The following is a 25,598-nucleotide window of genomic DNA, read 5'->3' as shown; positions in this document are numbered from 1 at the left end:
CTCAGTTCAGCTCGGCCAGGCATTGCTCGAGGATATCCAGCCCTTCTTCGAGCACATTGGCTTCGATGGTCAGTGGCGCCAGCAGGCGAATGATGTGCCGCGCCTTGCCGCTGGGCATCAGCAGCAAACCCTTTGCCCGCGCCGCTTCCATCACCTTGGCCAGTTGCGCGGGGGCTGGGCTGCCGTCGGCATTGACGAACTCGATGCCGCGCATTGCTCCGACGCCGGTCAGGCGGCCGATGAAGGGGTGCTGTTTTTTCCAGCGCTCCACGCGGCTGACGATGGCCTGCTCCTGGCGCTCGCCCCAGGTGGCGACGTTTTCGTCGGTCATCTGCGCCAAGCTTGCCAGCGCCGCCGCGCAGGCAATCGGGTTGCCCGAGTAAGTGCCGCCCAGGCCGCCCTTGGGCAGCGCCGCCATCAAGGCCTGACGCCCGACTACCGCACCCAGTGGCATGCCGCCAGCGATACTTTTGGCCAGCAGCAGCAGGTCTGGCTCGATACCCAGGCGAGGGAAGGCGAAACGCTGGCCGGTACGGCCAAAGCCCGACTGGATCTCGTCGATGATGATCAAAATCCCGTGTTGGTCGCAGAAGCGGCGCAGTGCCTGGGCGAATGCCGGGTCGAGGGCGAGGAAGCCACCTTCGCCTTGCACCGGTTCAAGGATGAACGCTGCCACGTCTTCGACCGCCAGCTCGACGCTGAACAGCCGGTCCATGGCCTTGAGCGCCTGCTCGCAGGTGACGCCGGTGTCGGCGCTGGGGTAAGGCAGGTGGTAGACCGGGCCGGGTAGCTCGCCGACCCGTTGTTTGTAGGGGGCGACCTTGCCGTTGAGGTTCAGGGTGGCCAGGGTGCGGCCATGGAAACCTCCGTCGAAGGCGATGATGGCGCGCTTGCCGGTGGCACCGCGGGCTACTTTCAGGGCGTTTTCCGCCGCTTCCGCGCCGCTGTTGGTCAGCATGCCGGCCAGCGGGTAGCTGACGGGGACGAACTGGCTGAGGCGTTCCATCAGCTCAAGGTACGGGCCATGGGGCGCGGCGTTGAAGGCATAGTGGGTCAGGCGGGTGGCCTGGGTTTGGATCGCCTCGACCACGGCAGGGTTGCAATGCCCCAGGTTGAGTACGCCGATGCCGCCGACGAAGTCGATATAACGTTTACCGTCGGTGTCCCAGACTTCCGCATTCTTGCCATGGGAAAGTGTGATGGGGTGAACGATGGCAATGGACTGGCTGATACTTTCCTGATTCATGGGGCACGCGGACCTTGTTCGTGTTTCTTATTATCCAAGCGTGCCGGCGGGTTATTTCGCAAACGAATTATTCGATTGCGGTCATTCCCTGGATTCATGATCTGGCCCGTTTTTAGGGTTTGGACGGGCAACCTCAATCGCCCTCGGCCACCCGCTCGCGAATCCACTGCACGAACGCTCTGATCTTCGGCACCTCGGCCGCATGCTCGGCATGGGCAATGAAGTGCCGGCCATTGCTCGGCACCGGGTGGTCCCAGGCCACCACCAGCTTGCCTTCGCTCAGCTCTTCGGCCACCAGGTAGCGAGGGATCAGGGCAATGCCGCAACCGGCGATGGCGGCGCGGATGCACAGGTAGAACGTGTCAAAGCGCGGCCCGTGGTAGCTGTTCTGGCTGTGCAGCCCCAGCCCCAGAAACCATTCATGCCAGGCCTCCGGGCGGGACACGCACTGCAGCAGGCGGTGTTCGGTCAGCGCCTCGGCGCTGCTGAAGTGGTGGCTGGCCAGTAGCTCCGGGGCGCACACCGGCAGCACTTCTTCGCTGAACAGTTCGATGCAGGTCGCCCCGGGCCAAGTGCCCTGGCCGAAGAAAAAGGCGATGTCGGCCTTGGCCTGCACCAGGTCGAAGGGTTCCAGTTCGTTGCGAATATCCAGGTGGATGCGCGGGTAGCGATCGCCAAAACCCTTGAGCCTGGGCACCAGCCAGCGGGCGCCGAAGGTCGGCTGGGTGGCGATGCGCAGCACTTCGGTCTCGTCGCCATAGCTGAGGATGTAGCGGCTGGAAATGTCGATCTGGGTGAGAATCTTGTTCACCTCGGTCAGGTACAGCGCACCGGCCGGGGTCAGGTGCAAGCGCCGGCGAATGCGCTGGAACAACGAGTGCGACAGCATCTCTTCAAGTTGCGCGACCTGTTTGCTGACCGCGCTTTGGGTCAGGTGCAGCTCTTGCGCCGCGCGGGTGAAGCTGAGGTGGCGGGCAGCCGCTTCGAAGCACTGGAGGGCGGTGGTCGAGGGCATCAGGCGTTTGGACATGACAGGCGCGTACCGAGCAAAAAAAGGATGAAGTTCATTCCAAATCGGAATCATGTGCTTCGAAAAGGTCGTTTGTTGACCCAGACCTATAGATTAATACTGACCTGGATCAACGATTACAACCGGTCGTGCGAAGAGGAGGGAAGTAGCCAGTACCGGCATCTTCAGAACAACAAAAAAACCAACATCAGAAATTGATAAGAATTCTGCTCCAATTTTTAGCCGCCCCCGCGCGGCGACCCATTCGAGGGTTCTCCATGGCTTCGCTAGACAACAAGAAACAGCGTTCCTTGCAGCACGGCCTGACGTCCCGTCAGGTGTCCATGATCTCCATCGCCGGCATCATCGGTGCCGGCCTGTTCATCGGCTCCTCCAACGCGATTGCCACCGCGGGCCCGGCCATTCTCATTTCCTATGCCATGACCGGCCTGCTGGTGCTGCTGGTGATGCGCATGCTGGGCGAAATGGCCATCGCCAACCCCAACAGCGGGTCGTTCTCCACCTACGCCTCCGAGGCCATCGGCCCATGGGCAGGCTTCACCATCGGGTGGTTGTACTGGTGGTTCTGGGTACTGATCATCCCGGTCGAGGCCATCGCTGGCGCAGACATCCTGCATACCTACTTCCCCGCTGTGCCATCGTGGCTGTTCGCCTTCCTGATCATGGTCTTGCTGTCGGGTACCAACCTGATCAGCGTGAAGAACTTCGGTGCCTTCGAGTACTGGTTCGCACTGGTCAAGGTGATTGCCATCATTGCTTTCATCGTTGTCTGCAGCCTGGCCGTATTCGGCTTCTGGCCGCTGGCCGAGGTGTCGGGTGTGAGCCGGCTGTGGGACAACGGCGGCTTCATGCCCAATGGCTTCGGCACCGTGCTGGGCGGCGTGCTGATCACCATCTTCTCGTTCTTCGGCGCCGAGATCGTCACCATTGCCGCTGACGAAACGGCAAACCCGAAAGACAAGATCCGCCGCGCCACCAACCTGGTGGTGTACCGCATCGCCATCTTCTACCTGGCCTCGATCTTCCTGGTGGTGTCGCTGGTGGCCTGGAACGACCCGGCCCTGAAAGCCGTGGGCTCGTTCCAGCGGGTACTGGAAGTACTGAACGTGCCGGGCGCCAAGCTGCTGGTCGACCTGGTGGTGCTGGTGGCGGTGACCAGTTGCATGAACTCCGGCCTCTACACCGCGTCGCGGATGCTCTACTCCCTGGGTGCCCGTGGCCAGGCGCTGAGCATGACCAAGCGTATCTCCGGTGCAGGCGTGCCGACGGTCGCGGTCATCTTCTCGACCCTGGCAGGCTTTGCCGGTTGCCTGGTCAACTATGTGTTCCCTGGCAAGGTGTTCGGGTTCCTGCTGTCCACCACCGGTGCCATCGCCTTGCTGGTGTACCTGGTGATCGCCGTGTCCCAGCTGCGCATGCGGGCACGTGCCGAACGTGAAGGCACACCGTTGGAGCTGAAGATGTGGCTGTTCCCCTGGCTGACCTGGCTGGTGATCGGCACCATTGTCATGGTGTTGGGCTACATGCTGTTCAGCGATGCCTACCGTTACGAGACGCTGATGACGGCGGGGGTGACGCTGTTCATCCTGCTGGTGTCGCTGACCCAGCGGCGCGGCAAGGTGGTTGCGCAGACTGCGTGATCCTTGGGGGCGCTTTGCGCCCCATTCGCGGCACAAGGCCGCTCCCACAGGTACTGTGCTGTCGTGTACAGACTGCTGGGAGCGGCCTTATGCCGCGATGGGCTGCAACGCAGCCCCGGCATTCTCATTGGCGCTGACAAAATGCGGCGCTACCATCGACGCTTGCATCCCTTCCCATTCCAACAAGCACAGGAAGCGTATGAACGAGCAAATCCTTTCCCTCCAGCAACTCGCCGCGCCAGAAGGCAGCTGCTACGGCTGTGGCTGTGCCCACCCCAGCGGCCTGCACCTGCAAAGCCACTGGGATGCCGATGGCATCCACCTGTTGTGCCGACACTCGCCCGACAGCAGCTTCATTGGCTGGCCCGGCCTGGTCTACGGCGGCTTGCTGGCGATGCTGGTCGACTGCCATTCCAACTGGACCGCCATGGCCTACCACTACCGCAACGAAGGCCGCGAAGCGGGTAGCCTGCCGCGCATCGATTGCGTCACCGGCACGCTCAACCTCAGCTACCTGAAACCGACGCCCATGGGGGTCGAGCTGCTGCTCAAGGCGCGCGTTGAAGGCGAAGTCGGGCGCAAGAGCCGGGTCATCTGCGAGGTCTGGGCGGACGATGTGCTGACGGTGACTGCCGACTCGGTATTCGTGCGGGTCGACACCGAAAAGCTCAAGCTCAAGGCCCATGGCCAGGCGTGATCGGCCAGTGCCGATGAGTGGTCGGTGATGGTCAGCGGGCGGGGATGTCACTAGAGTGACAAGCCCATCCCCCAGGCAAGGTTGACCATGACCGATCTGAGCGCATTCCCCATCACCCGCAAATGGCCCGCCCAACACCCCGAGCGCCTGCAGCTGTATTCGCTGCCCACGCCCAACGGCGTCAAGGTGTCGATCATGCTGGAAGAGATCGGCCTGGCGTACGAGCCGCACAAGGTCAGCTTCGATACCGATGACCAGATGAGCCCTGAGTTCATCTCCCTCAGCGCCAACAACAAGATCCCCGCCATCCTCGACCCGAACGGCCCCGGCGGCCAGCCGCTGGGGCTGTTCGAGTCGGGCGCGATCCTGCAGTACCTGGCCGAGAAAAGTGGCCAGTTGCTCAGCCAGGACCCTGCCGTCCGTTACCAGACCCTGCAGTGGTTGATGTTCCAGATGGGCGGCATCGGCCCGATGTTTGGCCAGGTCGGGTTCTTCCACTTCTTTGCAGGCAAGGAATACGAAGACAAGCGCCCGCGCGATCGCTATGTCAACGAATCGAAGCGCCTGCTGGGCGTGCTGGATCGGCACCTTCAAGGGCGGGAGTGGATGGTCGACACTTACAGCATCGCCGATATCGCCATCTTCCCTTGGGTGCGCAACCTGGTGGAGCGCTACAACGCCCGTGAGCTGGTGGGCTTCGATGCGTTCAAGGAAGTGCAACGGGTGCTGGCCAACTTCCTCGAGCGCCCTGCCGTTCAACGGGGCTTGATAATCCCGGGCTGATCGCCACGTACTTAACCTGTGGGGCTTGTTCCCACAGGCTCATCTTGCAGCCTAGATAATCTGATTCAGCACCCAGTACAGGCTACCCGCCAGCAACATCGCCGCCGGCAAAGTCAGCACCCACGCCATCAGCAGATTGATCAGCGTGCGCTTCTGGATCCCCGAGCCATTGGCGACCATGGTCCCGGCCACACCAGAGCTCAGCACATGGGTGGTCGACACAGGCAGCCCGAACATGTCCGCCGCGCCGATGGTGCACATCGCCACCACCTCGGCCGAGGCGCCCTGGGCGTAGCTCAGGTGGGTCTTGCCAATCTTCTCGCCCACCGTCACCACGATGCGCCGCCAGCCGACCAGGGTGCCCAGCCCCAGGGCGATGGCCACGGCCACCTTGACCCATAGCGGGATGTAGCGCGTGGCGTCGTCCAATTGGGTCTTGAACAGTTGCACATGGCTGCGGGTGTCGGCATCAAAGGTTACCAGCTGGTTTTTCTCGATCAGGCGGATGGCTTCGCTGGTCAGGTACATGTCGTTGCGCACATTGGCCATGGCCTCGGCCGGCACGCGCTTGAGCGAGCCATAGCCTTTGACTTCTTCGCCGATCATGCCGGTCAGTGCGGCGAGTGCGGGCACCAGTTGCGGGGTGGGCTTGGGCTCGGTGATGAACAGGGTCAGCACCTGGCGAGGGTCTGCCGGCACCGGTTGCGGATCGCTGCGCACCAGCGCCTGGCGCGTCACCTCGGCAACGGCCGAAAACTGCAAGGACTGCTCGCTGGGCATGGTCTTGTTCAGGGCATACGCCATCGGCAGCGTGCCGACCAGAATCAGCATGATCAGCCCCATGCCTTTCTGGCCATCGTTGGAGCCATGGGCAAAGGACACCCCGGTGCAGGTCAGGATCAGCACGCCGCGGATCCACCACGGCGGCGGTGTCTGGCCTTCGGGTGCCTGGTACAGCGCCTTGCGCTTGACCAGTGCGCGCAGGGCTAGCAGCAACAGGGCGGCGCAGGCAAAGCCGATCAGCGGTGAAAACAGCAGGGCATAGCCCACCTTGCTGGCCTGGCCCCAGTCCACTCCGCTGGTGCCGTCGCGCCCGTGCATCAGCGCATTGGCCACCCCTACGCCGATGATCGAGCCGATCAGCGTGTGCGAAGACGAGGCCGGCAGGCCCAGCCACCAGGTGCCCAGGTTCCAGATGATCGCGGCTAGCAGCAGGGCAAAGACCATGGCGAAACCGGCCGAAGAGCCGACTTGCAAAATCAGCTCTACCGGCAGCAAGGCGATGATGCCGAACGCCACTGCACCGCTGGAGAACAGCACGCCGAGGAAGTTGCACAAACCCGACCAGACCACGGCAACCGGTGCCGGCAACGAGTGGGTATAGATGACTGTGGCCACGGCGTTGGCGGTGTCGTGGAAGCCGTTGACGAATTCGAAACCCAGGGCAATCAGCAACGCCAGGCCCAGCAGCAGGAACGGCGTGACGGTGGTGATTACCGTGCCGCTGGCGCTGACGTCCTGTTTCAGGCTCCAGGCGGTATAGGCGAGGCCGGCCAACAGCAGGCCGAAGAACAGAACCACGGTGGCGCGGCCGGGCTTGTGAGCCAGCTGCGGGCGCGCATCGCGTTGGGCCAGGTGCGGCTGGCTGGCCAGGGACGGGGTTGCCATGGGGGCTCCGATTGGCGTCGGGCGAAGGTGCCGAAGGCTGTGAGCATAGAAACAATTCGTTACTGGCCCGTGACCTCGGTCAATGAATTATCTAGGCTCAAGACAGACGGCAATGGCCGGAGAAGCCCATGATCCGTTGCAAACGTGTCTACGAAGCGCTCGCCGAGGAAGACGGCCAGCGTGTGCTGGTCGACCGCCTGTGGCCGCGTAACAAGCGCAAGGATGACCTGCATGGCCAATGGCTGCGCGAGGTGGCGCCCTCGCAGGGTTTGCGCAAGGCATTTCACCAGGGCGAGGTGGATTTTGCCGGTTTCACCCAACGCTACCGGCAGGAGCTGACCGCACACCCCGAGTACTGGTACCCGCTGCTGGGCCTGGCCGCCAAGGGCACGCTGACCTTGCTCTATGCCGCCAAGGACACCGAGCACAACAACGCCCGGGTACTCGCCCAATGGCTGGAAGATGAGTTGGAGCGCCATGGCCCGGGCAGTTCGCCCGTGTGCTATGCCACCTGAGCGGTGCACAATAACGGCATGAAGCTCATACCCGCCTCCGATGCCCACCGCAGTTTCGCCCGCGACCTAACGCGCCGGGCCATGCTGCCGTACTACCGCGAATTCAACCTGCTGTGGATCGAAGAAGCCTTTGACCAGGCCTGGGCCTGGCGCGAGCAGTGGCTGGTGATGGAGGGTGAACAGGTGCTGGGCTACTGCAGCCTCAGCCAGGACCGTCAGGCACTGTTCATTCGAGAACTGCACCTGCTGCCTGAGCACCGCGGGCGCGGCATCGGCGGCCGGGTGCTGGAGGCCCTTGCCGGCTGGGCGAAACAGCGGCATCTGCCACTGCTGCGCTTGATGGTGTTTCGCAGCAACCCGGCTCGGTTGTTGTATCAACGCAGGGGCTTTGCGGAGGTGGGCGAGGATGAATGCTTCGTGCGCATGCAGCGCGTCATCGACTGATAGCGCAGTGATGGCTTGTCGCGGCAGGTGACCATGGGCATAGTGGGGTCTGAAATTTACCGCTGCTTACAGGACGGTGGGCGGCGTTGGATGATGTTCAAGGACAAAGGAGAAACGTGAGATGAATGGATTCGGTCCGCGGCTGCGCGAAGAGCGCGAACGGCTGGGCATGACCCAACGGGTGTTTGGTGACATCGGTGGGGTCGAGCCCAATGCCCAAGGTAAGTACGAGAGCGGTGAGCGCACGCCCCGCGCCGATTACCTCGCAGCACTGGCCGCCCAGGGCATGGACGCGCTCTATGTGCTCAGCGGTGTGCGCACCCCGGCACCGCTGGGCAACCTGACCCAGGACGAGGCCGATTTGCTGGGCGCTTTTCGGCAACTGCCGGTCGACGATCAAGCCGCGCTCTGGCACTTGCTTGGGCGTTTGTCCGGTGAGGTTAAAAGCCGTGAAACAGTGAGGCCTTTCACACTTGGCCGTCAGGCGTATCTGACAGAAGTTTTGCGTTAGGCCCGCCATGAAAAATTTTGTTAAGGTGGCGGGATCCAATCGCCCTGCAGACGAGGTGTGTGCTTGATTAGGGTCTTAGTGGTCGATGATCACGATCTGGTACGAACCGGTATTACCCGCATGCTGGCCGACATCGACGGCCTGCAAGTGGTGGGTGAGGGGGATTCGGGGGAGTCGGCGCTCAAGCTGGCGCGGGAACTCAAACCCGACGTCGTCCTGATGGATGTGAAAATGCCCGGCATTGGCGGCCTGGAGGCCACCCGCAAACTGTTGCGCAGCCATCCCGACATCAAAGTGGTCGCGGTCACCGTGTGCGAGGAAGACCCGTTCCCCACGCGCCTGCTGCAAGCCGGTGCTGCCGGTTACCTGACCAAGGGCGCCGGGCTCGACGAAATGGTCCAGGCCATCCGCCTGGCCTTTGCCGGCCAGCGCTACATCAGCCCGCAGATCGCCCAGCAACTGGCACTCAAGTCGTTCCAGCCACAAGGCTCGCCGTTCGATGCGTTGTCAGAGCGCGAAATCCAGATCGCCTTGATGATCGTCGGCTGCCAGAAAGTGCAGATCATCTCCGACAAGTTGTGTCTCTCGCCCAAGACCGTCAATACTTACCGTTATCGGATCTTTGAAAAACTCTCGGTCACCAGCGACGTCGAACTGACCTTGCTGGCCGTTCGCCACGGTATGGTTGACGCAAGCCTGTAAACCTCATGTCCCAAGCTTTTGATGCCAGCGCGTTCCTGGCGACCTGCAGCGGTCGCCCGGGCGTTTATCGTATGTTCGACGCCGAGGCGCGGCTGCTCTATGTGGGCAAGGCCAAAAACCTCAAGAAGCGCTTGGCCAGCTATTTCCGCAAAACCGGCCTGGCGCCCAAGACCGCTGCGCTGGTGGGCCGCATCGCCCAGGTCGAGACCACCATCACCGCCAACGAGACCGAGGCGCTGCTGCTGGAGCAGAACCTGATCAAGGAATGGCGGCCGCCGTACAACATCCTGCTGCGCGACGATAAATCCTACCCCTACGTGTTTTTGTCTGACGGCGACTTCCCGCGCCTGGGCATCCACCGCGGTGCGAAAAAGGCCAAGGGCCGATACTTCGGCCCCTACCCCAGCGCCGGTGCCATTCGCGAAAGCCTCAGCCTGTTGCAAAAGGCCTTTTCGGTGCGCCAGTGCGAAGACAGCTACTACGCCAACCGCACCCGGCCCTGCCTGCAGTACCAGATCAAGCGCTGCAAGGGGCCGTGCGTCGGCCTGGTCGACAAAGACGAGTACGCCGACGATATTCGCCACTCGGTGATGTTCCTCGAAGGCCGCAGCCAGCAGTTGGGCAACGAGCTCAATGCCGAGATGGAAAAGGCCGCCATGGCCCTCAATTTCGAGAAGGCCGCCGAGCTGCGCGACCAGATCGCCCTGCTGCGCCGCGTGCAGGACCAGCAGTACATCGAGGGCGGTACCGGTGACGTCGATGTGATCGCCGCCTTCGTCAACCCCGGTGGCGCCTGCGTGCACCTGATCAGCGTGCGCGGCGGGCGGGTGCTGGGCAGCAAGAACTTCTTCCCCCAGGTGGGCATCGAGGAGGAGGTGGCCGAGGTCATGGCTGCGTTCCTGTCTCAGTACTACGTGGGCAATGCCGAACGCGAACTGCCCGGTGAGCTCATCGTCAACGTGGTGCACGAAGACTTCGAAGCCATCCGTGAAGCCCTGCAAACCCTGCGCGGCCGCGAGCTGACCATCACCCACCGGGTGCGCGGCACCCGGGCCCGCTGGCAGCAGTTGGCAGTGACCAACGCCGAGCAGGCCCTCAACGCCCGCCTGGCCAACCGCCAGCACATGGCCGCCCGTTTCGAGGCCCTGGCCCAGGTGCTTGGCCTGGACGAAGTACCGCAGCGCCTGGAGTGCTACGACATCAGCCACTCCAGCGGCGAGGCCACCGTGGCCAGCTGCGTGGTGTTCGGCCCGGAAGGCCCGATCAAGTCCGATTACCGCCGTTTCAACATCGAAGGCGTGACCGCCGGCGACGACTATGCGGCCATGCACCAGGCCCTGACCCGCCGCTACGGGCGCATCAAGGACGGCGAGGGCAAGCTGCCCGACGTGTTGCTGGTGGACGGCGGCAAGGGCCAGTTGAACATGGCCCGCGACGTCATGCAGGAGCTGGCCTTCACTGACCTGACCCTGCTGGGCGTTGCCAAGGGCGTGACCCGCAAGGCCGGTTTCGAGACCCTGTACCTCAACGACGTGCACCACGAGTTCACCCTCAAGGGCGACTCACCGGCCCTGCACCTGATCCAGCAGATCCGCGACGAAGCCCACCGTTTCGCCATCACTGGCCACCGCGCCCGGCGCGGCAAAGCCCGTCGCGTGTCCAGCCTGGAAGACGTAGCCGGGGTCGGCCCCAAGCGCCGTCGCGACCTGCTGAAACACTTCGGCGGCCTGCAAGAGCTCAACCGCGCCAGTGTCGATGAAATCGCCAAAGCCCCCGGCATCAGTAAAAAGCTTGCCGAGTCGATTTATGCCAGCCTGCATAGCGAGTAGAATGCCTGGCTCAACCCGCAGCCAGTCGTACCGATGAATATTCCAAACCTGCTCACCGTTCTACGCGTCCTGCTCATCCCGATCTTCATCCTGCTGTTCTATGTGCCCTATCACTGGAGCTACATGGCCGCCAGCAGCGTGTTCGCCGTCGCCGCCGCCACTGACTGGCTGGACGGCTACCTGGCGCGCCGCCTTCAGCAGAGCACACCGTTCGGTGCCTTCCTGGACCCGGTGGCCGACAAGCTGATGGTCGCCGTGGCCCTGGTGTTGCTGGTGCAGGTGCACGCGAACTTCTGGCTGACCTTGCCGGCGGCGGTGATCATCGGCCGCGAGATCGTGGTGTCGGCGCTGCGCGAGTGGATGGCCGAACTGGGGGCGAGGGCGCATGTGGCAGTGTCCAACCTTGGCAAGTGGAAAACTGCGGCGCAAATGCTTGCGCTGGTGATCCTGCTGGCCAACCCGCCGGGTGTGACCTTCTGGGTCATTCTGGGTTACGGGCTGCTGCTGGTGGCAGCGGGCTTGACCCTGTGGTCGATGGCGCATTATCTGCTGGCCGCCTGGCCACACCTGCGCGAAGGCTCGGAGCAGAAATAAAAACTTTTTTGAATCAAGGGGTTGACGCCGTTTTAGATATTGCTAGAATGGCATCCATCACGACGCGGGAATAGCTCAGTTGGTAGAGCACGACCTTGCCAAGGTCGGGGTCGCGAGTTCGAGTCTCGTTTCCCGCTCCAAATTCGATCCTCAGTGCGTCGCTGGGATCACAAAAAAGAGGCCTTAGGGCCTCTTTTTTTGTGCCTGGAATTTGGTGTGTGCCGAACTTTGGTATTCGCGCTGTACCTGTAGGTGCTGGCGCGTCGAAGCGCCGAACCGCTGTGATCGGCTGCAAAGTTGCCGTGTCGGTCTCGAATGTGAGGTGCTTCATTCTCGCGAAGCGTCGCTCGCCGCAAGTGAGATGGATATCCGTCCTCGGTGTCACTTGTTCAGCAGTTCCTTGAGCAAAGGGCTGTGGGAATTGATTGTTCTCTCTAGGTGAGTGACTGCCGGCGTTTTTCAAGGTAGTTGTCGCGTCAACCGTCTAACTATGCCGCTCTCTTCTCGACCTGTTGCTCTCGATCCGGGTTCAACAGCACGGTGCCGATCGGCTCCCAGTTACGCGTTCGACCCGACCACCGTTCTGGCTTTTTCCCTTTGGCTCGTTCGTACAGCTCATGTCGCCGGGCCAAGACCTGATGGTCCAGCCCTCGATGCCGCTCAGCCGGTGTGACGAACCGGATACGGCTATGCCGGTGCTCGTTGTTGTACCAACGCATGAAGTCCCTCACCCATGCTCGTGCGGCGTCCAGACTGGCAAAACCATTCTGCGGCCATTGCGGGCAGTATTTCAGCGTTCTAAACAGCGACTCCGAGTAGGGATTGTCGTTGCTGACCCGCGGTCGGTCTCGCGAGGGCGTGATCCCCAGTTCGTACATCTTGCTCAACAGCGTCACCGATTTCATCGGCGCTCCGTTGTCCGAGTGCAGTACCAGCGGTTCGCGTAAACATTGCTCACCGATCACGCTGCGTTGCAGCAGCGCGGCGGCTTTCACGCCGCTTTCCACGTCGTAGACCTCCCAGCCCACGGCCTTGCGACTGTAGATATCCTCGATCAGATAGAGGCAGTAATACTTGCCGCGTATCGGCGACGGTAGATACGTGATGTCCCATGACCACACCTGATTCGGCCCTTTTGCCACATGTGTCGTCGGCGCCGCCTGCCGCCTGGGGCGCTGACTGCGACCTCGATGATGCTGTTGACCCGTCATGCGCAAGACGCGATAAAACGTCGCCTCCGACGCCAGATAACGCCCTTGATCGGCCAGGCGCGGTACGATCTGGCTGGGTGGCAAGTGAGCATAATCAGTGCTGTTGCACAGCGTCACAATCACCTGTCGCTCGACCTCACTCAGCGCATTACGCGGCGCTGGTCGCGCGATAGTCGTTCGCCCATCGGCCTGAACGATCTCGGGGCCAGTCCAGCGTTGCAGGGTACGCAGCGACAGGCCAACCTCCCGGCAGGCCTTGATTTTTCTGGCTCCCGCCGCGACGGCTTCGCTCAGCCAGTCAATGAACAACTGCCGTTGCGGCAAAGAAGTCAGTTGCCCCCCAGTAGTCGTTGAGCTTTTTTCGCAGCACCAACAACGCGGCTGTTTCAGCGAGCGCTTTGTCTTTGCGGCGCAGTTCGCGCTCAAGTTCATGGATACATTTCTTGTCTTTGTGCGACTGCTCCCGATCTTCTTTTTGCTGAGCCTTCTCCGACTTCTGGCCGGCGATGAAGGCTTGCCGCCAAGCCGTGATTTGCTCGGGGTAAAGGCCTTTACGACGGCCATACTCGCCCAGGTCGATCTCGGACAAGCCGGCCGCTTCGAGAACGACAGCAAATTTGGTTTCGGCTGGTCAGCTCTCGGCCGATGACTTGTTTTCGGTATTCGATCATGCGGATCCCTCAAATTACCTATGCTCCGATCCGGAATCGTAAGCGGTTTATCAGTCGTCCTTAGCTCGCCTTTCTTGATGTGTCTAGTGGAATTGGGTGAGTAAATATAACTCAAAATTCCCTTTAGGTTTTGCGCGTCAATTCCAGTGTTTTTGGAACTTGTAAACTGCCGCGCAGCCACTTTATTGATTTGCTCTGTCGATTGTAGGATTCGTTCAATGTCGCTGAGGCATTCAGCAATCAAAAGGGAGCGATGAATATGTCAGATCAATCAGGTAAATTTGAACATGTAAAAACAAGCGATCTGCTAAAGGAAAATCCATTTGCTGGGCGTGACTTTTTTTGGGAACAGCACCGTTTTGAGCGTGATGGATATCTTAAGATAAATCACTTGATAGACAGTGAGGTCAATCAAGAAATCACCAGCGATGTTAAGTATCTCCTCTCAAACTTCGCAAAGCGGAGAGATTTTCTTATTGAATCAACCGGGAATACCCCTCGATATTTGAGTAATGTCCCCCAAGAGACCATAGAGCAGGAGGGTAGATATATTCCGAGGGCGTATAGGTCCAATTATTTAGCGGGTTTGATCAGTGGTATAGTTAAGGAGGATGTGATTCCGACTCCCTGGAAATGGGATAACTATATCATCAATAGCCAGCATAAAGCCGGTGATACTCACGGTTGGCACTGGGGCGACTACCCGTACACTATTATTTGGGTGGTAGAAGCGCCCGATATCGAGTGTGGAGGACTATTGGAATGTGTGCCGCACACTCGCTGGGATAAAAGTAATCCACGAGTGGAAAATCTCTTGCTCGAAAATAAAATAGACTCGTATTTTCATTCCTCAGGAGATGTCTATCTACTGAAAGCTGATACAACATTGCATCGAGTGAAGCCCCTTACTAAAAATGTACGAAGGATTATTCTGAATACGACATGGGAGCGTGCACGAGATAAGGATCGTCACGTAGAACATGAAACGTTCGTTTTTCGAGATTGATAGGTGAGTGAGCATGAGTGCCATTAAGTTCTCACACACAAATCTGATTACGCCAGACTGGAAGAGGCTATCTCAGTTCTATATTGACGTATTCCACTGTGTGCCTTCTGGTCCAGTTAGGCAGCTATCGGGGTGCTCCGTTGCTGAAGGCACTGGAGTTTCCAGGCCACAGATCGAAGGATTGCATTTACGCTTACCAGGATTTGCGAGCGATGGACCTACACTGGAAATATTCCAATACAGCAGGCATATTCGGCAACCCTTAAAGCACGCAAATACCCGTGGCATCACGCATCTGGCATTTGAAGTCACAGATCTTGATTCTGTGTGCGCAAATGTAATTCGTTATGGTGGGAAGATGCTGGGGCGGTTGGCAAAGCTCCCGGTTGAGGGGGTCGGAGTATGTACTTTTGTGTATGTTCGGGATCCTGATAGAAATATCATCGAAATCCAAAGCTGGGGGGATTGATGAGTAAGGTATTGGCGCAATTTGATTTGGTGAAGCCGAGATTTCCAAAAGAATCAGTGGAGATGGCAGGGTTTTATGCGAATGTTGATCGCATCAATAGCATTGCAGAGAGTTCAGATGGTTTTATTTGGAGAGAAACTAACGAGGATCAGGAAGGGCTTCAAGCTTTATGGGGCGAAGGATATCTATATACGCTTTCAGTTTGGGATGATGTTGCGTCTCTGAAGAAGTTTCTCTATCACACGCCACATGCTCAAATGCTAAGTAAAGGCCATGAATGGTTCCACAAAATTATGCATCCTAGGATGGTCTTGTGGTGGGTGAAGAGGGGGCATGTCCCTAGTCTATTGGAGGCACATGAACGATTGACTTGGTTGTTTGAAAAAGGTGCTTCTTACCAAGCATTCGATCTGAAGAATTCTTATGGGCCAATTTCCATTTATTGAGAGGAAACTATGGGTGCTCTGGTTTATGAGGAACAAAAACAGCTTGCTGTATATTACAAAAAGGCATTTGGTGCGCCCGAAAGCATAATCGGTTTTGGCAGGGATGCTGAAACGCTGAGGCGTTCAGTATATTCATTAGAAAATAATTGGAATGCGGTTGAAGAGGGTTGTATTGACTTGGCTGGACTGCCTAAGGTCAAAGCAGAGTTCATAAGCTGGTATTTGGTTATGGAGCGGAGGATGAATTCCGATATCCGATTCTTCATCGAGTTTTTGAGGCGGCAAGCAAGTTTAGAGCAAATAGCCTATTACATATGCATGGAAGAGCTAGTGGATGGGGCATTCGATGATTTAATGGCTATGGTGCAGCTGGGGATGCCACTAAAGCCGAAGATGGTGGCGGCGGAGAACTATTGGGATGAAATGGGGAATGGCAATGCCGCTGCGGTCCACACTATGATGTTCAAAGATTCCTCTATCTTCATGCGAGATATCCTGCGGCAGGCAAACATAACAGCAGAGCAACCAACGTTAGAGTGCCTTATGAATGGTAATGTTCTGTTGATGTGGGCGCTGAGGCGGGAATACAATGTAAGACTGATCGGTGCTATAGGAATCATTGAAGGTTCGGCCCCTGTCCGTTTTCGGGCAACTACAGAAGCTCTTGAACGACTACAGGTACCGAAAAAAGTAATAGCGTATCACCAGTCTCATATTAGTATCGATACCCGGCATAGTAATGCGTGGCTAGAGGTTGTTCTGGATTATTATGCCGGTAGTGGGGAGGAGGTTGTCCGAGAACTAGCGCTGGGTGTTAGCATTCGTTATAACGTGGCGCTGCGTTATTATCATCACATGTACCAGATGATGCGGAGTATCTCTCAATGACTAAGCTTTCAGCTGTGGTTGTTGTGGATCCGATAAGTTCTGCGTGTTATTACGGTGCGGAGATTCAAAAACACGGCTACTTGAGTATAGCTTTAATCAGCGTTAAGCGGTTGTCTGAAGCGGTTCGTCGTCTACAAAACCTAAATGAGTTTGAATCTATTGTTTATGCAGATGACCTTGATGAAGCAATGCAAGCGCTTTCTCGGTACAGTATTCGTGCAGTTATCCCGGGTTCTGACGTGGGTATTAAGTTTTCCGATGCGCTCAGTAGTATGTATGGTTTGCTCGGTAATCCCGTTGAAAGCTCCCAGGCCCGAGTAAATAAATTAGAGTTGAAAGAAAAGTTAATTGCTGCAGGCGTATCGGCTACTTGGGCTCGTGGAGTCAGGCTAGAGGAGCTTAAGATTGATACATTCAAGAAAAATGACTACCCGTTAGTCGTGAAGCCGGCTCAGGGCACGGGTAGCCGCAATGTAAAGGTTTGCCGTAATCATCGAGAGTTGTACGCGGCAGTTCAGGCTGTCGAAAAAGATAGAGAAATCCAATCTGATGGCGAGTTTTATACGCTGGTCGAAAAGTACTTGGCGGGTGATGAGTATTTTGTTGTGACTGCGAATTGCGGTCTGAGTGGGCATAAGGTAATGCTGTGCTTTGCTAAGTACGAGAAGGTCGAGGCAGATGGCAATCCAAGTATCTATAAAAATATACGCTCACTTTCTCTTAATGATAGTCGGGCGCTTCTCGCATTCTCATATGCGTCAGAGGTTAATAGTGCTCTTGAATTTTTCTGGGGTATTAATGATATCGAGTTAAAGATCGGCTCGAATGGGCCGCTGATTATTGAGCAGAATGGCCGATTGCCAGGGGCGAATGTTCCGAGGTTAATAGAGGCTTGTTCTGGTGTGAATTGCTATGAGCTAAACATAGATGTCTATCTGGGTGGATTTTCGAGGGCGTTTGAATCGGTTGAGTTTAGCAGGCACTTTTGTATTTGCTGCTTGATTTGCAATGTGTCTGGAGTGGTAAAAAATATATCCGGATTGGAGAAGGTGGAAGGCCTTGACTCATTTTATATGTTGGAATTATCAGTAGTGGAGGGCGAAATTGTAGGGCGGACGCGAGATTTTCTATCATCTTGGGGCATGGTTTACCTTGTTCATGAAAGTCAGGAGGTATTGGCTAGAGACTCTGACTTTGTACATAAAACACTTGCGCTGATTTGCGACTGAGTTAACGAGGTTTGATTTTTTGGAGGTGATCGGCACGGTGTTATCATGTCTAAGTTGATAGTTGTAATTTTGGTTTTAGTGTTTGTATGCGTGGTCTGTAGAAGGGCGGTAGTAGCGCTCGGGCAACCTAGAGTGCTGGGTGATATAGTTACAGGTATGCTTATGGGACCGGCTATATTTGACGCCTATCTACCAAGCATCGCATTCCACATTGGGTTACCTGAGTTTAGGGGTTTGTTGAATGCCCTTGGTGAGCTCGGGTTGATAATAATCTTAGTAGAGGTATGCTGGCACGGTATTTCTCGAAGAGAAGGAGATCTCAGTAATAGTAAAATTGCTTTGGTTGCATTCTTTGGTGTTGTAACGTCTTTTGCTGTTGGTGGGGTTTTAGCCTTCTATTCTAGTGAAGATATGGGGTTGCAGCATACCCTGCTTGGTTATATTTTGTTTTGTGGTGTTGCATTCTCAGTTACTGCGCTCCCTGTTCTGGTTTTGCTTCTGGATGATATTGCGATAGTTGAGGCTAAAGCAGGGCGCGTTGCTGTTGTTGCAGCAGTGTATACAGATATTTTTGTCTGGTGTGCGTTGGCTGTTATTTTAATTGTGTGGGGCGCTGGGGCAGGAGGCGGCATTGCATTAAATTTAGGGGTTGGGCTTATTTATGTCGCGACTATGCTGCTTGTAGTGAGGCCGAAAATAATGAAGTCACAGTTAGTGGCTGGGCTTGGTGATGGTGTGAAGGTGGTGGTGACATTTATAATTGTGCTTAGCTCCTCGCAGTTGACAGAATTTTTTGGGGTTCATAGCTCAGTTGGCGCTTTATTAGCTGCTTATGTGGTGGGTGATGTAGCTGGGGTCAAAGGTGCTTGGGATAAGTACCTACTTGGTATCAGGCAGCTTGTTATTCCTATGTTTTTTATAGCTTCTGGGGGAATGATTTCTGTAAGTGGCCTTTCACAGATGCATATTTGGTTCTGGTTGTTCGTATTTTTATTAGGGGCCACAATTAGCAAAATTATCAGATGCTATATTGCGGGATTACTTGTAGGCATGAGGCAGCGTGCGTCAATGCAGCTCGGGATATTAATGAGTACGAAAGGTACTGCTGAGTTGGTTGTACTGGCTGTAGGATATCGAGAGGGGCTCTTGTCAGACGATTCCTATACTGTGCTATTGATCCTTTCTGTCGCATCCATGATGTTGACAGTTCCAATGTTGGTCTTCTTAAATAGTTATTTTGGGCAGGATAGCGGATGTCCAAAGGGGTGACGATCATTCGCCTTTTGGCGCAACTTAAGAAGGTCGAAAAATGGATGTGATAATGGGGCTTGTGGCCGCTTTGTGTTGGGGGGTTACTGATTATTTAGTAGGAGTGAATGCGCGAACCTTTGGTGTGAAATATTCTGTATTCTTCAGTCAGTTGATAGGGTTTCTCATGCTGAGTGGTTTCGTATTCGTATCCAGCAGTGGGTTCTCATTCATCATTAGATTGCCTGGGGATGTTGTCCTTATATGTGCGTCGGCCGCAATTCTAACCTTAATTGGTGCCGTTTCACTTACTAGAGCCTTCGAGCATGGAAGAATCGCAATAATTGCTCCGTTGGTAACGTCGTACGGTATTTTTACGACATTATTGGCGTGGATGAGTGGTGATACTCTGACCTCTTACCAGATTCTTGGGTTAGGAGTGTGCGCGTTCGGTGTAATGCTTGTAGGGTTGGGGCATAAGTCTCATGGGTTTATGGGCAATAGGAAGGAGGGAGGTGCAATCTGCTTTGCTCTGATAGCTGCCATCCTTTATGGGAGCAGTTTCTGGGTTCAAGGAAATTACGCGTTGCCTGCTGTCGGTGCCGTGAATATGTTGTGGATGAGTTACTTGGTTGGGACTTTGCTTCTGATGCCACTGGTTTTCAGTGTGAAAACTAAAAAAAGAATTGGGTTGAGTTCTTATGGGGCGCTAGGTGGCGCTAGTCTATTTAATTTAGGGGGGTTTACAGCTTTTTCATATGGAGCGCTCAGTGGGTCTGTTGCGATTGTGACGGTAATTAGTACACTTTCAGGAGGGGTGGCTGCTGTTCTTGGTTACATATTTTATAGGGATAGATTAACTTTGTTGCAATGGCTGGGTATTGTCTTGGTCTTAGCTGGTGCGGTAGTGTTGCATTTGGTTTAATGGCTGGGTCTTGGGATTTGTAAATTAGAGGTGAAGGCGGTGCGATGCAGTAGCGCCACATTTACATAAAAGTGAGTGGTCAAGAAATGGAATCTAAAGGCTACCTACCAAAAAGTCATGTTGATATATTGCCCTGCATGGCGACATTTGCTGTGGTTGTTGAAAGTGGGAGTTTTGTCGAAGCTTCCGTCAGGCTGGGTGTCACTGCCTCTTCAATTAGTAAGCAAATTACAAAGTTGGAGAGCGTATTATCTTTGAGGCTGCTAGAGCGAACGACGCGAAACTTGAAATTAAACCCGGAGGGAGAGGAGGTTTATGGGTACTGCAAAAGTGTGCTTGAATCGTCAGCTAATTTTTTTAGATTAAAAGATAAGCTTACAGAAAATCCCCAGGGCTTGCTACGCATTGCAGTGACAAAATCATTGTATGCGGCGTGTAGTAAGTTGATTCCTGCTTTTTTGTCTCGATACAGAGAAGTGGATGTCCAAATGCTGTGTGGTGAAAGGTTTGACTTTATATCAGATGGCATTGATCTGGGAATAATAATAACTGATAGACCTCCGGAGGGCATGATCGCGCGCAGGCTCTGCGAGATTGACTTTGTGATTTGTGCGGCTGAAAATTATTTCAGGGAATCTAGTAGGCCTAATCATCCTTCAGACTTGACCTCGCATAGCTGTATACCTTTCGTGGGGGACCCTGATAAACAATGTTGGAGATTCTCATCGGTCTCAGAAAGCTGTGATGTAGTAATTCCAGGTAGATATTTGTCAGAGTGTCCTGAGGCTACGTTAACTGCCACACTTTCGGGTGTTGGTATCTCTTGTTTGCCTGTGTGCTTGGCTGCAGAAGCAATTGGAGACAATAGGTTGCAGGTTTTGCTGCCTGATTGGGTTTTTAAAGGGGAACCACAGGGTACTGCATGGGTCGTTTATCAATCTGGAAGGTTTTTGTCGAAACGAGTTAAAGTCATGGTTTCATATCTTTTGAGTGAGCTCGCAGCCGCTAGTCAGGGTTGGAAAAAAACACGCTTATGAATCTTTCTTCTTTAGCGGGGTTGTGAGAATATGAATGAAGGTCGATATATTTGTCACAAGTGTTGGTATGAATATGATGGGGTTCAGGTGTGCCAAGAGTCAGGCGTTTTGGTTGAAATAGATTTTATTGATCTCCCTGGTGACTGGGTGTGTCCGGATTGCGGAGTAAACAAAGCGTACTTTTCTAAATGTATGGTTGATACAAGTGGAGAGAGCGGATAGACCAAGCTCTATTTAACGTATGGTTAGAGATGCCTGGTCAATCTGTTGCTGTGGCTACCTTGCTTCTCGGTTTTCTTTCTAATATGTTGCAGGTTGAAACTCGAAGTTATTGGATGTTTTAGGGGGGTGAGATCTGTAGTGAGTTTTTTGTTCCCAGCATCACCTTGGCAAACGCCTCGCGAACCGCTGTATGTCCTATTCATCTCCAACGCTCACACATAAGCCACGTTCGCCCAGCCAGGTGATCGTCTGTTCACGCAGGCGGGCGTTTTCGGCCTTGCGTTGGGGGATCAACTGGCGGTCTTGCAGGCTGGCCAGGTCTGCCATCAGCGTGGGGGCAGCGGATAGATTCTGGCCGTTTCAGCAGCGGCGGCTGAGCAATGGCCAGGCTCAGGCCGCACCTGTCATGCCATAGAGTTTGCAGAAGGTCTGCAGTACCAGTAGCTCAGGCTATTCCTTGACCGCGCCGATGCAGATCTGGGCGTCGTTGAAATAAATTTAGGCCTAGTCCACTACATACCACGCTGCCGACCGGTTTATGCGTGAGCAATCGTTCGATGGCCTAGCGTGGTGTCAAACTACCAGTTGGGTTGTTGGGGTTGCACAGGCAGATTAGCCCCGGTGAGCGGTCGGCCGCGAGCATAGCGTCTATGTCGTGAGCGTGGCTGGCGTTCAGGTTGATGCTGTGCACAGTGGTACCACGACCTTCGGCGGCTTGCGCCGTCGCTTCATAAGACGGTTCGGCCACCACCAGGCTGCGCGTCCCGGTAAATACCATCACCGCATGCTGCTGGGCCAGTTTGGAGCCACAGAACCCCTGCTCCTTGTCCAGGCCCATGCTAGCCGGCCAATACATCAATCAGTCGATACAGTGCGTAGTAAGGATAGCATCTGTACAGGCTGATACCCTCGCTCATCGCCTGGCGGGCTGCCGAGTTTGGGGCCAAGGGGCTTTCGTTGTAGTTGATACATACCGGGCGAGGGCTGGCAGCCGTTGGGGTTCACTGGCCCAACTTAGCTAGCCGAGCAGCGGTAGGGACATGCACAGGCCTACCAACGATCGACGTGTCATATCGGTCATGCAGCAACTTCTTTGTTTTCTAAGGTTACAGCAGGGGAAGACCCGTCTGAAAGGGACTTACTAGTGGCAAATAGCCTAGGTGGTGCATCTTGTTGCAGAAAAAAACATCATCGCATGCTAAACCATTTGCCCCCGCCTGCCATGAAGGAAGCACCGGTGAAAGCCATTCGCCTGACCCTTGTTTGCCATGCCCTGACTCAAGCCCAGAAGACCGGGCGCTTGCCCACGCCCAAAGACGGCATGCTGGCGCTGGTGCAGCCGCCTGTGGCAATCGGGCCTGCTATGCAGGTACTGACAGCGCCGGAGCGCCGAGCTTGCGAGACGGCGGCTTGGTTATCGGCGCAGACACAGGCGCGTGTCGAGCCTGCGTTGGCAGATTGCGACTTGGGGCAGTGGCAGGGGCTGTCGCTCAAGCAGTTGCAGGCGCAGAACCCGCAGGCGTTGTCCGAGTGGTTGGATAATCCGCACAGCGCGCCACATGGCGGGGAGTCTTTTGCGCAACTGTGCCAGCGCGTGGCGGCTTGGCTGGCGGCGTTCGACACGCCGGGCGAGTGGCTGGCAGTGACCCACCCTATGGTCATCCGTGCCGTGCTGGTACAGCTGTTGGGGTGCCCGTTGAGCACCCACCAGCGCATCGATGTGCTGCCGCTATCGCGCCTTGAACTCAGCTTTGCCGGGCAGTGGCGGCTGCGTCTGGGCGCTTAGCGGCGGCAAGCGTGGTTCAGAACGCCAGCTTGTAGCCGATCAGCAGCAGCATCGCCGCCAGGCACGGGCGCAGCACGCGGTCAGAAATGCGCCCGGTGAGGTGGCTGCCCATGTAGATACCCGGCAGCGAGCCGAGCAGCAGGTAACCCAGCAACGACCAGTCCATGTTGCCCATGCCGGCGTGGCCTAGGCCCGCGACCAGGGTCAGCGGTACCGCATGGGCGATTTCGGTGCCGACCAGGCGGCGGGTGACCAGGAACGGGTACAGCAGGAACAGTGCCACGGTGCCCAAGGCACCGGCGCCGATGGAGGTGAGGGTGACCATGACACCCAGCACCACGCCAGTGAGCACGGTAAGCGTGTTGAGGCTGCGGTCGCTGAGGTGGTAGTGATCACCGGCATGGCGGCTGGCGAAGGCCTGCAGGCGCGACTTGAACAGAATGGCCAGTGCGGTGAGGATCAACACCACCGCCAGGCCCTGTTTGATGATGGCGTTGAGCGCCGAGGTGTCGGTGTGCAGGGTACTGAGGAACCACAGGGTGATGGCGGCGGCGGGTACGCTGCCCAGGCTCAGCAGGCCGGTGATTTTCCAGTCGATGTTCTTGTTGCGGGCATGCACCCAGACGCCACTGGCCTTGGTGATGGCGGCATACAGCAGGTCGGTGCCGACAGCGGTGGCCGGGTTGATGCCAAACCACAAGAGGATAGGGGTCATCAGCGAGCCGCCGCCCACGCCGGTCATGCCGACGATGAAACCTACAACCAGCCCGGCAAGGGTGAAACCGAAAGAACCTACATCCATACGCTACTCGACTGCCCAACTTTGCCCGTTATCGGATGGAAGCCAGCATATAGAATTTTTTATAGCCAAATAGACTTGTTCGTTATTAGGTTATAACCGCGTGGCGTCTGCACAGGTGCGTGAAAGCGCGCCTTAACGGTCTGTCATGACCACCATCACATGCGCATCCCCGCCATCCTCGCTTTCCGACAGATAGATATGCCCCACCTGGCTGTTGAAGTACGCGGTCTCCTGCGGGCCGATGCTGACCGCTTCACCGGTCTCGAACTCGATACGCACACGCCCGCAGATGACCAAGGCGAACTCCTGGCCAGGATGGCGGATAAAATCGTCGAACTGCCCGCGTTCGCGGGCGATGATGCGGGCATAGGCCGGGGTCATGCGGCGCTCGGGGAAGGCGCCGGCAATCGGGTGATAGTCGTAGGTGCCGGTCGCATAGCCCGCAACGGCCGCCAGTGAATCAACCACCACCGTCACCGGTACTGGCGTATCGGCCGTGCCGCTGGCACGAAACAACTGGGCGATATCGACATTCAGGGCGCGGGCGGCGGCGGCCAGTTTTTCGTAACTGACCGAGACTTGGGCGAGCTCCATTTTCGACAACGTCGACACCGGCACGCCGCTGGCTTCGGACAACTGCTTGAGGGTCAGCTGGCGGGCCTTGCGCACCTGGCGCAGGCGCCTGCCTACGGCGGCGCGGTCTAGCAGGGGCAAAGCATCGGGGCGGTCATCGGGCATTCGGTGCACTCGGCATACGGCGTTGGTCGGGCATATTACCTTGGACACTTGCGCATCTCTAAATTCTCATATATTAGAATTCTCATAAATGATAATTATGGGGGTAGGAGCGCGCATGACCACGATCTACGACACCTTGATCATTGGCGCCGGAATCGCCGGCGCCTCGCTGGGCTATCGTCTGGCGGGCCAGCAACGGGTGCTGCTGCTCGAGCGCGAGTCGCAACCGGGCTACCACTCGACGGGGCGCTCGGCCGCGATGTTCATGGAGGCCTACGGCACCCCGCAGATCCAAGCCCTGACCCGCGCCAGCCGCGCGTTCTATGAAGCGCCGCCACAAGGCTTCTGCGAACACCCCCTGCTTGAACCGCGCGGCTGTCTCTATGTCGCCAGCGTCGAGCAACGGCAACTGCTCGAACAGGCCCACGCGCAGAACTTGGCCAACGGCACCGACGTCAGCCTGCTCGACCGCGATGCGGCCCTGGCCCTGGTGCCGAGCTTGCGCGCTGAAGTGCTGGCGGGCGCGGTACTGGAGCCGGGCGCCATGGACCTGGACGTGCACGCGCTGCACCAGGGTTTTTTGCGCGGCTATCGCGCTGCCGGCGGCGAGCTGCGCTGCAATGCCGAGTTGGCCCAGGCCTGCTACCTAGACGGGGTATGGCAGGTGCAACTGAGCGATGGCAGCCATCTCCAGGCACGTCGACTGGTCAATGCCGCCGGTGCCTGGGCCGACCGTGTCGCCGAGCAGTGCGGCGTGGGCGCCATCGGCCTGCAACCGTGCCGGCGCAGCGCCTTCACCTTCCCAGGGCCGGCAGACCAGGACTTCGCCCGCTGGCCGGCGGTGATCGGCGTTGACGAGAGCTTCTACTTCAAGCCCGACGCCGGCCAGTTGCTTGGTTCGCCGGCCAACGCCGACCCGGTCGAACCCCAGGACGCTGCGCCCGAGGAGCTCGATGTGGCACTGGGCATCTACAACATCGAAGCCATGACCACGCTAAGTATCCGCCGCCCGAGCCACAGCTGGGCCGGTTTACGTTCATTCGTAGCCGATGGCGACTTGGTGATCGGTTTCGATGCGGGCAGCCCCGCGTTCTTCTGGCTGGCGGCACAAGGTGGTTATGGCATCCAGTCGGCCGCAGGGGCTTCACGCCTGGCGGCCGACCTGCTGCTCGGTCAGCCGTTGTGCCCTAGCCTTGTCAGCCAGGGGGTGGCGCCCGAGCGCTTGTCCCCGGCACGTTTCCAGCAACCTTGAAAGGAGCTA

Annotated in this window: 26 protein-coding genes, 1 tRNA gene and 1 pseudogene; 21 read left to right on the top strand and 7 right to left on the bottom strand. The window is 57.1% G+C overall.

All coding sequences use genetic code 11. The annotated features are described in order from the left end of the window. Nucleotide 1 precedes the first annotated feature (1 nt). Together PC358_RS09705 and gcvA are read right to left on the bottom strand one after the other, a co-directional pair. Nucleotides 2-1,246, bottom strand: coding sequence for a 2-aminoadipate transaminase (locus PC358_RS09705; protein ID WP_033699167.1), 1,245 nt, complete (start codon nucleotides 1,244-1,246; stop codon nucleotides 2-4). A gap of 133 nt (nucleotides 1,247-1,379) precedes the next feature. Continuing rightward, complete coding sequence (gene gcvA, locus PC358_RS09700) at nucleotides 1,380-2,276, bottom strand: transcriptional regulator GcvA (RefSeq protein ID WP_033699165.1); 897 nt, start codon at nucleotides 2,274-2,276, stop codon at nucleotides 1,380-1,382. Between the two features lie 257 nt (nucleotides 2,277-2,533). Between gcvA and PC358_RS09695 the strand changes: the two genes are divergently transcribed. The 3 genes from PC358_RS09695 to PC358_RS09685 all read left to right on the top strand — a co-directional run bounded on the left by PC358_RS09695 (nucleotide 2,534) and on the right by PC358_RS09685 (nucleotide 5,396). Beyond that, on the top strand, nucleotides 2,534-3,916 hold the full coding sequence (locus tag PC358_RS09695; protein ID WP_033699163.1) for an amino acid permease: 1,383 nt from the start codon (nucleotides 2,534-2,536) through the stop codon (nucleotides 3,914-3,916). Between the two features lie 199 nt (nucleotides 3,917-4,115). Then, nucleotides 4,116-4,613 carry a PaaI family thioesterase gene (locus PC358_RS09690; protein ID WP_033699162.1) on the top strand — a complete coding sequence of 166 codons (498 nt, stop codon included), beginning with the start codon at nucleotides 4,116-4,118 and terminating at the stop codon, nucleotides 4,611-4,613. Between the two features lie 87 nt (nucleotides 4,614-4,700). Continuing rightward, a complete protein-coding gene (locus PC358_RS09685; protein WP_033699161.1) occupies nucleotides 4,701-5,396 on the top strand; it encodes a glutathione S-transferase N-terminal domain-containing protein in 696 nt (231 codons plus the stop codon). A gap of 51 nt (nucleotides 5,397-5,447) precedes the next feature. Here PC358_RS09685 and PC358_RS09680 read toward each other — a convergent pair whose 3' ends face one another. After that, entirely contained in the window at nucleotides 5,448-7,064 is a 1,617-nt protein-coding gene (locus PC358_RS09680) for an inorganic phosphate transporter (RefSeq protein WP_033699159.1), read from the bottom strand. Between the two features lie 128 nt (nucleotides 7,065-7,192). On the opposite strand from PC358_RS09680, the gene PC358_RS09675 reads away from it, so the two are divergent. The 7 genes from PC358_RS09675 to PC358_RS09645 all read left to right on the top strand — a co-directional run bounded on the left by PC358_RS09675 (nucleotide 7,193) and on the right by PC358_RS09645 (nucleotide 11,799). After that, nucleotides 7,193-7,579: a DUF488 domain-containing protein gene (locus PC358_RS09675; protein WP_033699157.1), complete on the top strand. Its 387-nt coding sequence runs from the start codon at nucleotides 7,193-7,195 to the stop codon at nucleotides 7,577-7,579. 18 nt (nucleotides 7,580-7,597) lie between these two features. After that, nucleotides 7,598-8,023 carry a GNAT family N-acetyltransferase gene (locus tag PC358_RS09670; RefSeq protein WP_033699155.1) on the top strand — a complete coding sequence of 142 codons (426 nt, stop codon included), beginning with the start codon at nucleotides 7,598-7,600 and terminating at the stop codon, nucleotides 8,021-8,023. Nucleotides 8,024-8,144: 121 nt separating this feature from the next. After that, the gene (locus PC358_RS09665) at nucleotides 8,145-8,534 is read left to right on the top strand and encodes a helix-turn-helix domain-containing protein (RefSeq protein ID WP_033699153.1); all 390 of its coding nucleotides are present in this window, start codon (nucleotides 8,145-8,147) and stop codon (nucleotides 8,532-8,534) included. A 63-nt stretch (nucleotides 8,535-8,597) separates the two neighbouring features. Further along, a complete protein-coding gene (gene gacA, locus PC358_RS09660) occupies nucleotides 8,598-9,236 on the top strand; it encodes a response regulator transcription factor GacA (RefSeq protein ID WP_027916239.1) in 639 nt (212 codons plus the stop codon). A 5-nt stretch (nucleotides 9,237-9,241) separates the two neighbouring features. Then, entirely contained in the window at nucleotides 9,242-11,065 is a 1,824-nt protein-coding gene (gene uvrC, locus PC358_RS09655; protein WP_033699148.1) for an excinuclease ABC subunit UvrC, read from the top strand. 33 nt (nucleotides 11,066-11,098) lie between these two features. After that, nucleotides 11,099-11,659 carry a CDP-diacylglycerol--glycerol-3-phosphate 3-phosphatidyltransferase gene (gene pgsA, locus PC358_RS09650; protein ID WP_033699146.1) on the top strand — a complete coding sequence of 187 codons (561 nt, stop codon included), beginning with the start codon at nucleotides 11,099-11,101 and terminating at the stop codon, nucleotides 11,657-11,659. A gap of 64 nt (nucleotides 11,660-11,723) precedes the next feature. Then, a tRNA-Gly gene (locus tag PC358_RS09645) sits at nucleotides 11,724-11,799 on the top strand. 348 nt (nucleotides 11,800-12,147) lie between these two features. Here PC358_RS09645 and PC358_RS09640 read toward each other — a convergent pair. Further along, a pseudogene (locus PC358_RS09640) lies at nucleotides 12,148-13,498 on the bottom strand (IS3 family transposase); the annotation flags it as partial. Nucleotides 13,499-13,800: 302 nt separating this feature from the next. Here PC358_RS09640 and PC358_RS27740 point away from each other — a divergent pair. From PC358_RS27740 to PC358_RS28400, 9 genes are all read left to right on the top strand, one after another. Further along, nucleotides 13,801-14,547: a HalD/BesD family halogenase gene (locus PC358_RS27740; RefSeq protein WP_077068484.1), complete on the top strand. Its 747-nt coding sequence runs from the start codon at nucleotides 13,801-13,803 to the stop codon at nucleotides 14,545-14,547. A gap of 13 nt (nucleotides 14,548-14,560) precedes the next feature. Continuing rightward, complete coding sequence (locus tag PC358_RS27070; protein ID WP_077068483.1) at nucleotides 14,561-15,016, top strand: VOC family protein; 456 nt, start codon at nucleotides 14,561-14,563, stop codon at nucleotides 15,014-15,016. Continuing rightward, on the top strand, nucleotides 15,016-15,462 hold the full coding sequence (locus PC358_RS27065; RefSeq protein ID WP_081874730.1) for a DUF3291 domain-containing protein: 447 nt from the start codon (nucleotides 15,016-15,018) through the stop codon (nucleotides 15,460-15,462). Before PC358_RS27070 ends, PC358_RS27065 begins: the two co-directional genes overlap by 1 nt. A 9-nt stretch (nucleotides 15,463-15,471) precedes the next feature. Beyond that, on the top strand, nucleotides 15,472-16,350 hold the full coding sequence (locus PC358_RS09630; RefSeq protein WP_050506085.1) for an iron-containing redox enzyme family protein: 879 nt from the start codon (nucleotides 15,472-15,474) through the stop codon (nucleotides 16,348-16,350). After that, nucleotides 16,347-17,579: an ATP-grasp domain-containing protein gene (locus PC358_RS27060; protein ID WP_081874729.1), complete on the top strand. Its 1,233-nt coding sequence runs from the start codon at nucleotides 16,347-16,349 to the stop codon at nucleotides 17,577-17,579. Before PC358_RS09630 ends, PC358_RS27060 begins: the two co-directional genes overlap by 4 nt. A gap of 45 nt (nucleotides 17,580-17,624) precedes the next feature. Beyond that, nucleotides 17,625-18,848: a cation:proton antiporter gene (locus tag PC358_RS27055; RefSeq protein ID WP_077068480.1), complete on the top strand. Its 1,224-nt coding sequence runs from the start codon at nucleotides 17,625-17,627 to the stop codon at nucleotides 18,846-18,848. A gap of 40 nt (nucleotides 18,849-18,888) precedes the next feature. Continuing rightward, nucleotides 18,889-19,752 carry a DMT family transporter gene (locus PC358_RS27050; RefSeq protein WP_077068479.1) on the top strand — a complete coding sequence of 288 codons (864 nt, stop codon included), beginning with the start codon at nucleotides 18,889-18,891 and terminating at the stop codon, nucleotides 19,750-19,752. An 86-nt stretch (nucleotides 19,753-19,838) separates the two neighbouring features. Then, entirely contained in the window at nucleotides 19,839-20,789 is a 951-nt protein-coding gene (locus PC358_RS27045; protein WP_081874728.1) for a LysR family transcriptional regulator, read from the top strand. A gap of 30 nt (nucleotides 20,790-20,819) precedes the next feature. Then, the gene (locus tag PC358_RS28400; RefSeq protein WP_077068477.1) at nucleotides 20,820-21,011 is read left to right on the top strand and encodes a rubredoxin; all 192 of its coding nucleotides are present in this window, start codon (nucleotides 20,820-20,822) and stop codon (nucleotides 21,009-21,011) included. 562 nt (nucleotides 21,012-21,573) lie between these two features. On the opposite strand, the gene PC358_RS26650 is transcribed toward PC358_RS28400, so the two are convergent. Beyond that, entirely contained in the window at nucleotides 21,574-21,867 is a 294-nt protein-coding gene (locus tag PC358_RS26650; RefSeq protein WP_156056781.1) for an aminotransferase class I/II-fold pyridoxal phosphate-dependent enzyme, read from the bottom strand. A gap of 381 nt (nucleotides 21,868-22,248) precedes the next feature. Between PC358_RS26650 and PC358_RS09615 the strand changes: the two genes are divergently transcribed. Then, nucleotides 22,249-22,797: a histidine phosphatase family protein gene (locus tag PC358_RS09615; protein WP_033699143.1), complete on the top strand. Its 549-nt coding sequence runs from the start codon at nucleotides 22,249-22,251 to the stop codon at nucleotides 22,795-22,797. 16 nt (nucleotides 22,798-22,813) lie between these two features. Here the strand turns inward: PC358_RS09615 and PC358_RS09610 are convergent, their stop codons facing one another. Next, nucleotides 22,814-23,599 carry a sulfite exporter TauE/SafE family protein gene (locus tag PC358_RS09610; RefSeq protein WP_033699141.1) on the bottom strand — a complete coding sequence of 262 codons (786 nt, stop codon included), beginning with the start codon at nucleotides 23,597-23,599 and terminating at the stop codon, nucleotides 22,814-22,816. A 132-nt stretch (nucleotides 23,600-23,731) separates the two neighbouring features. Next, nucleotides 23,732-24,337: a helix-turn-helix domain-containing protein gene (locus tag PC358_RS09605; RefSeq protein ID WP_033699140.1), complete on the bottom strand. Its 606-nt coding sequence runs from the start codon at nucleotides 24,335-24,337 to the stop codon at nucleotides 23,732-23,734. Between the two features lie 115 nt (nucleotides 24,338-24,452). Between PC358_RS09605 and PC358_RS09600 the strand changes: the two genes are divergently transcribed. After that, a complete protein-coding gene (locus PC358_RS09600) occupies nucleotides 24,453-25,589 on the top strand; it encodes an NAD(P)/FAD-dependent oxidoreductase (RefSeq protein ID WP_033699139.1) in 1,137 nt (378 codons plus the stop codon). The last annotated feature ends 9 nt before the right edge of the window (nucleotides 25,590-25,598 follow it).

Origin of the sequence: Pseudomonas capeferrum, from assembly GCF_000731675.1 — a bacterium.
GTDB lineage: Bacteria > Pseudomonadota > Gammaproteobacteria > Pseudomonadales > Pseudomonadaceae > Aquipseudomonas > Aquipseudomonas capeferrum.
The sequence above is the reverse complement of the archived record's forward strand: the minus strand, read 5'-3'. Positions and strand labels throughout refer to the sequence as shown.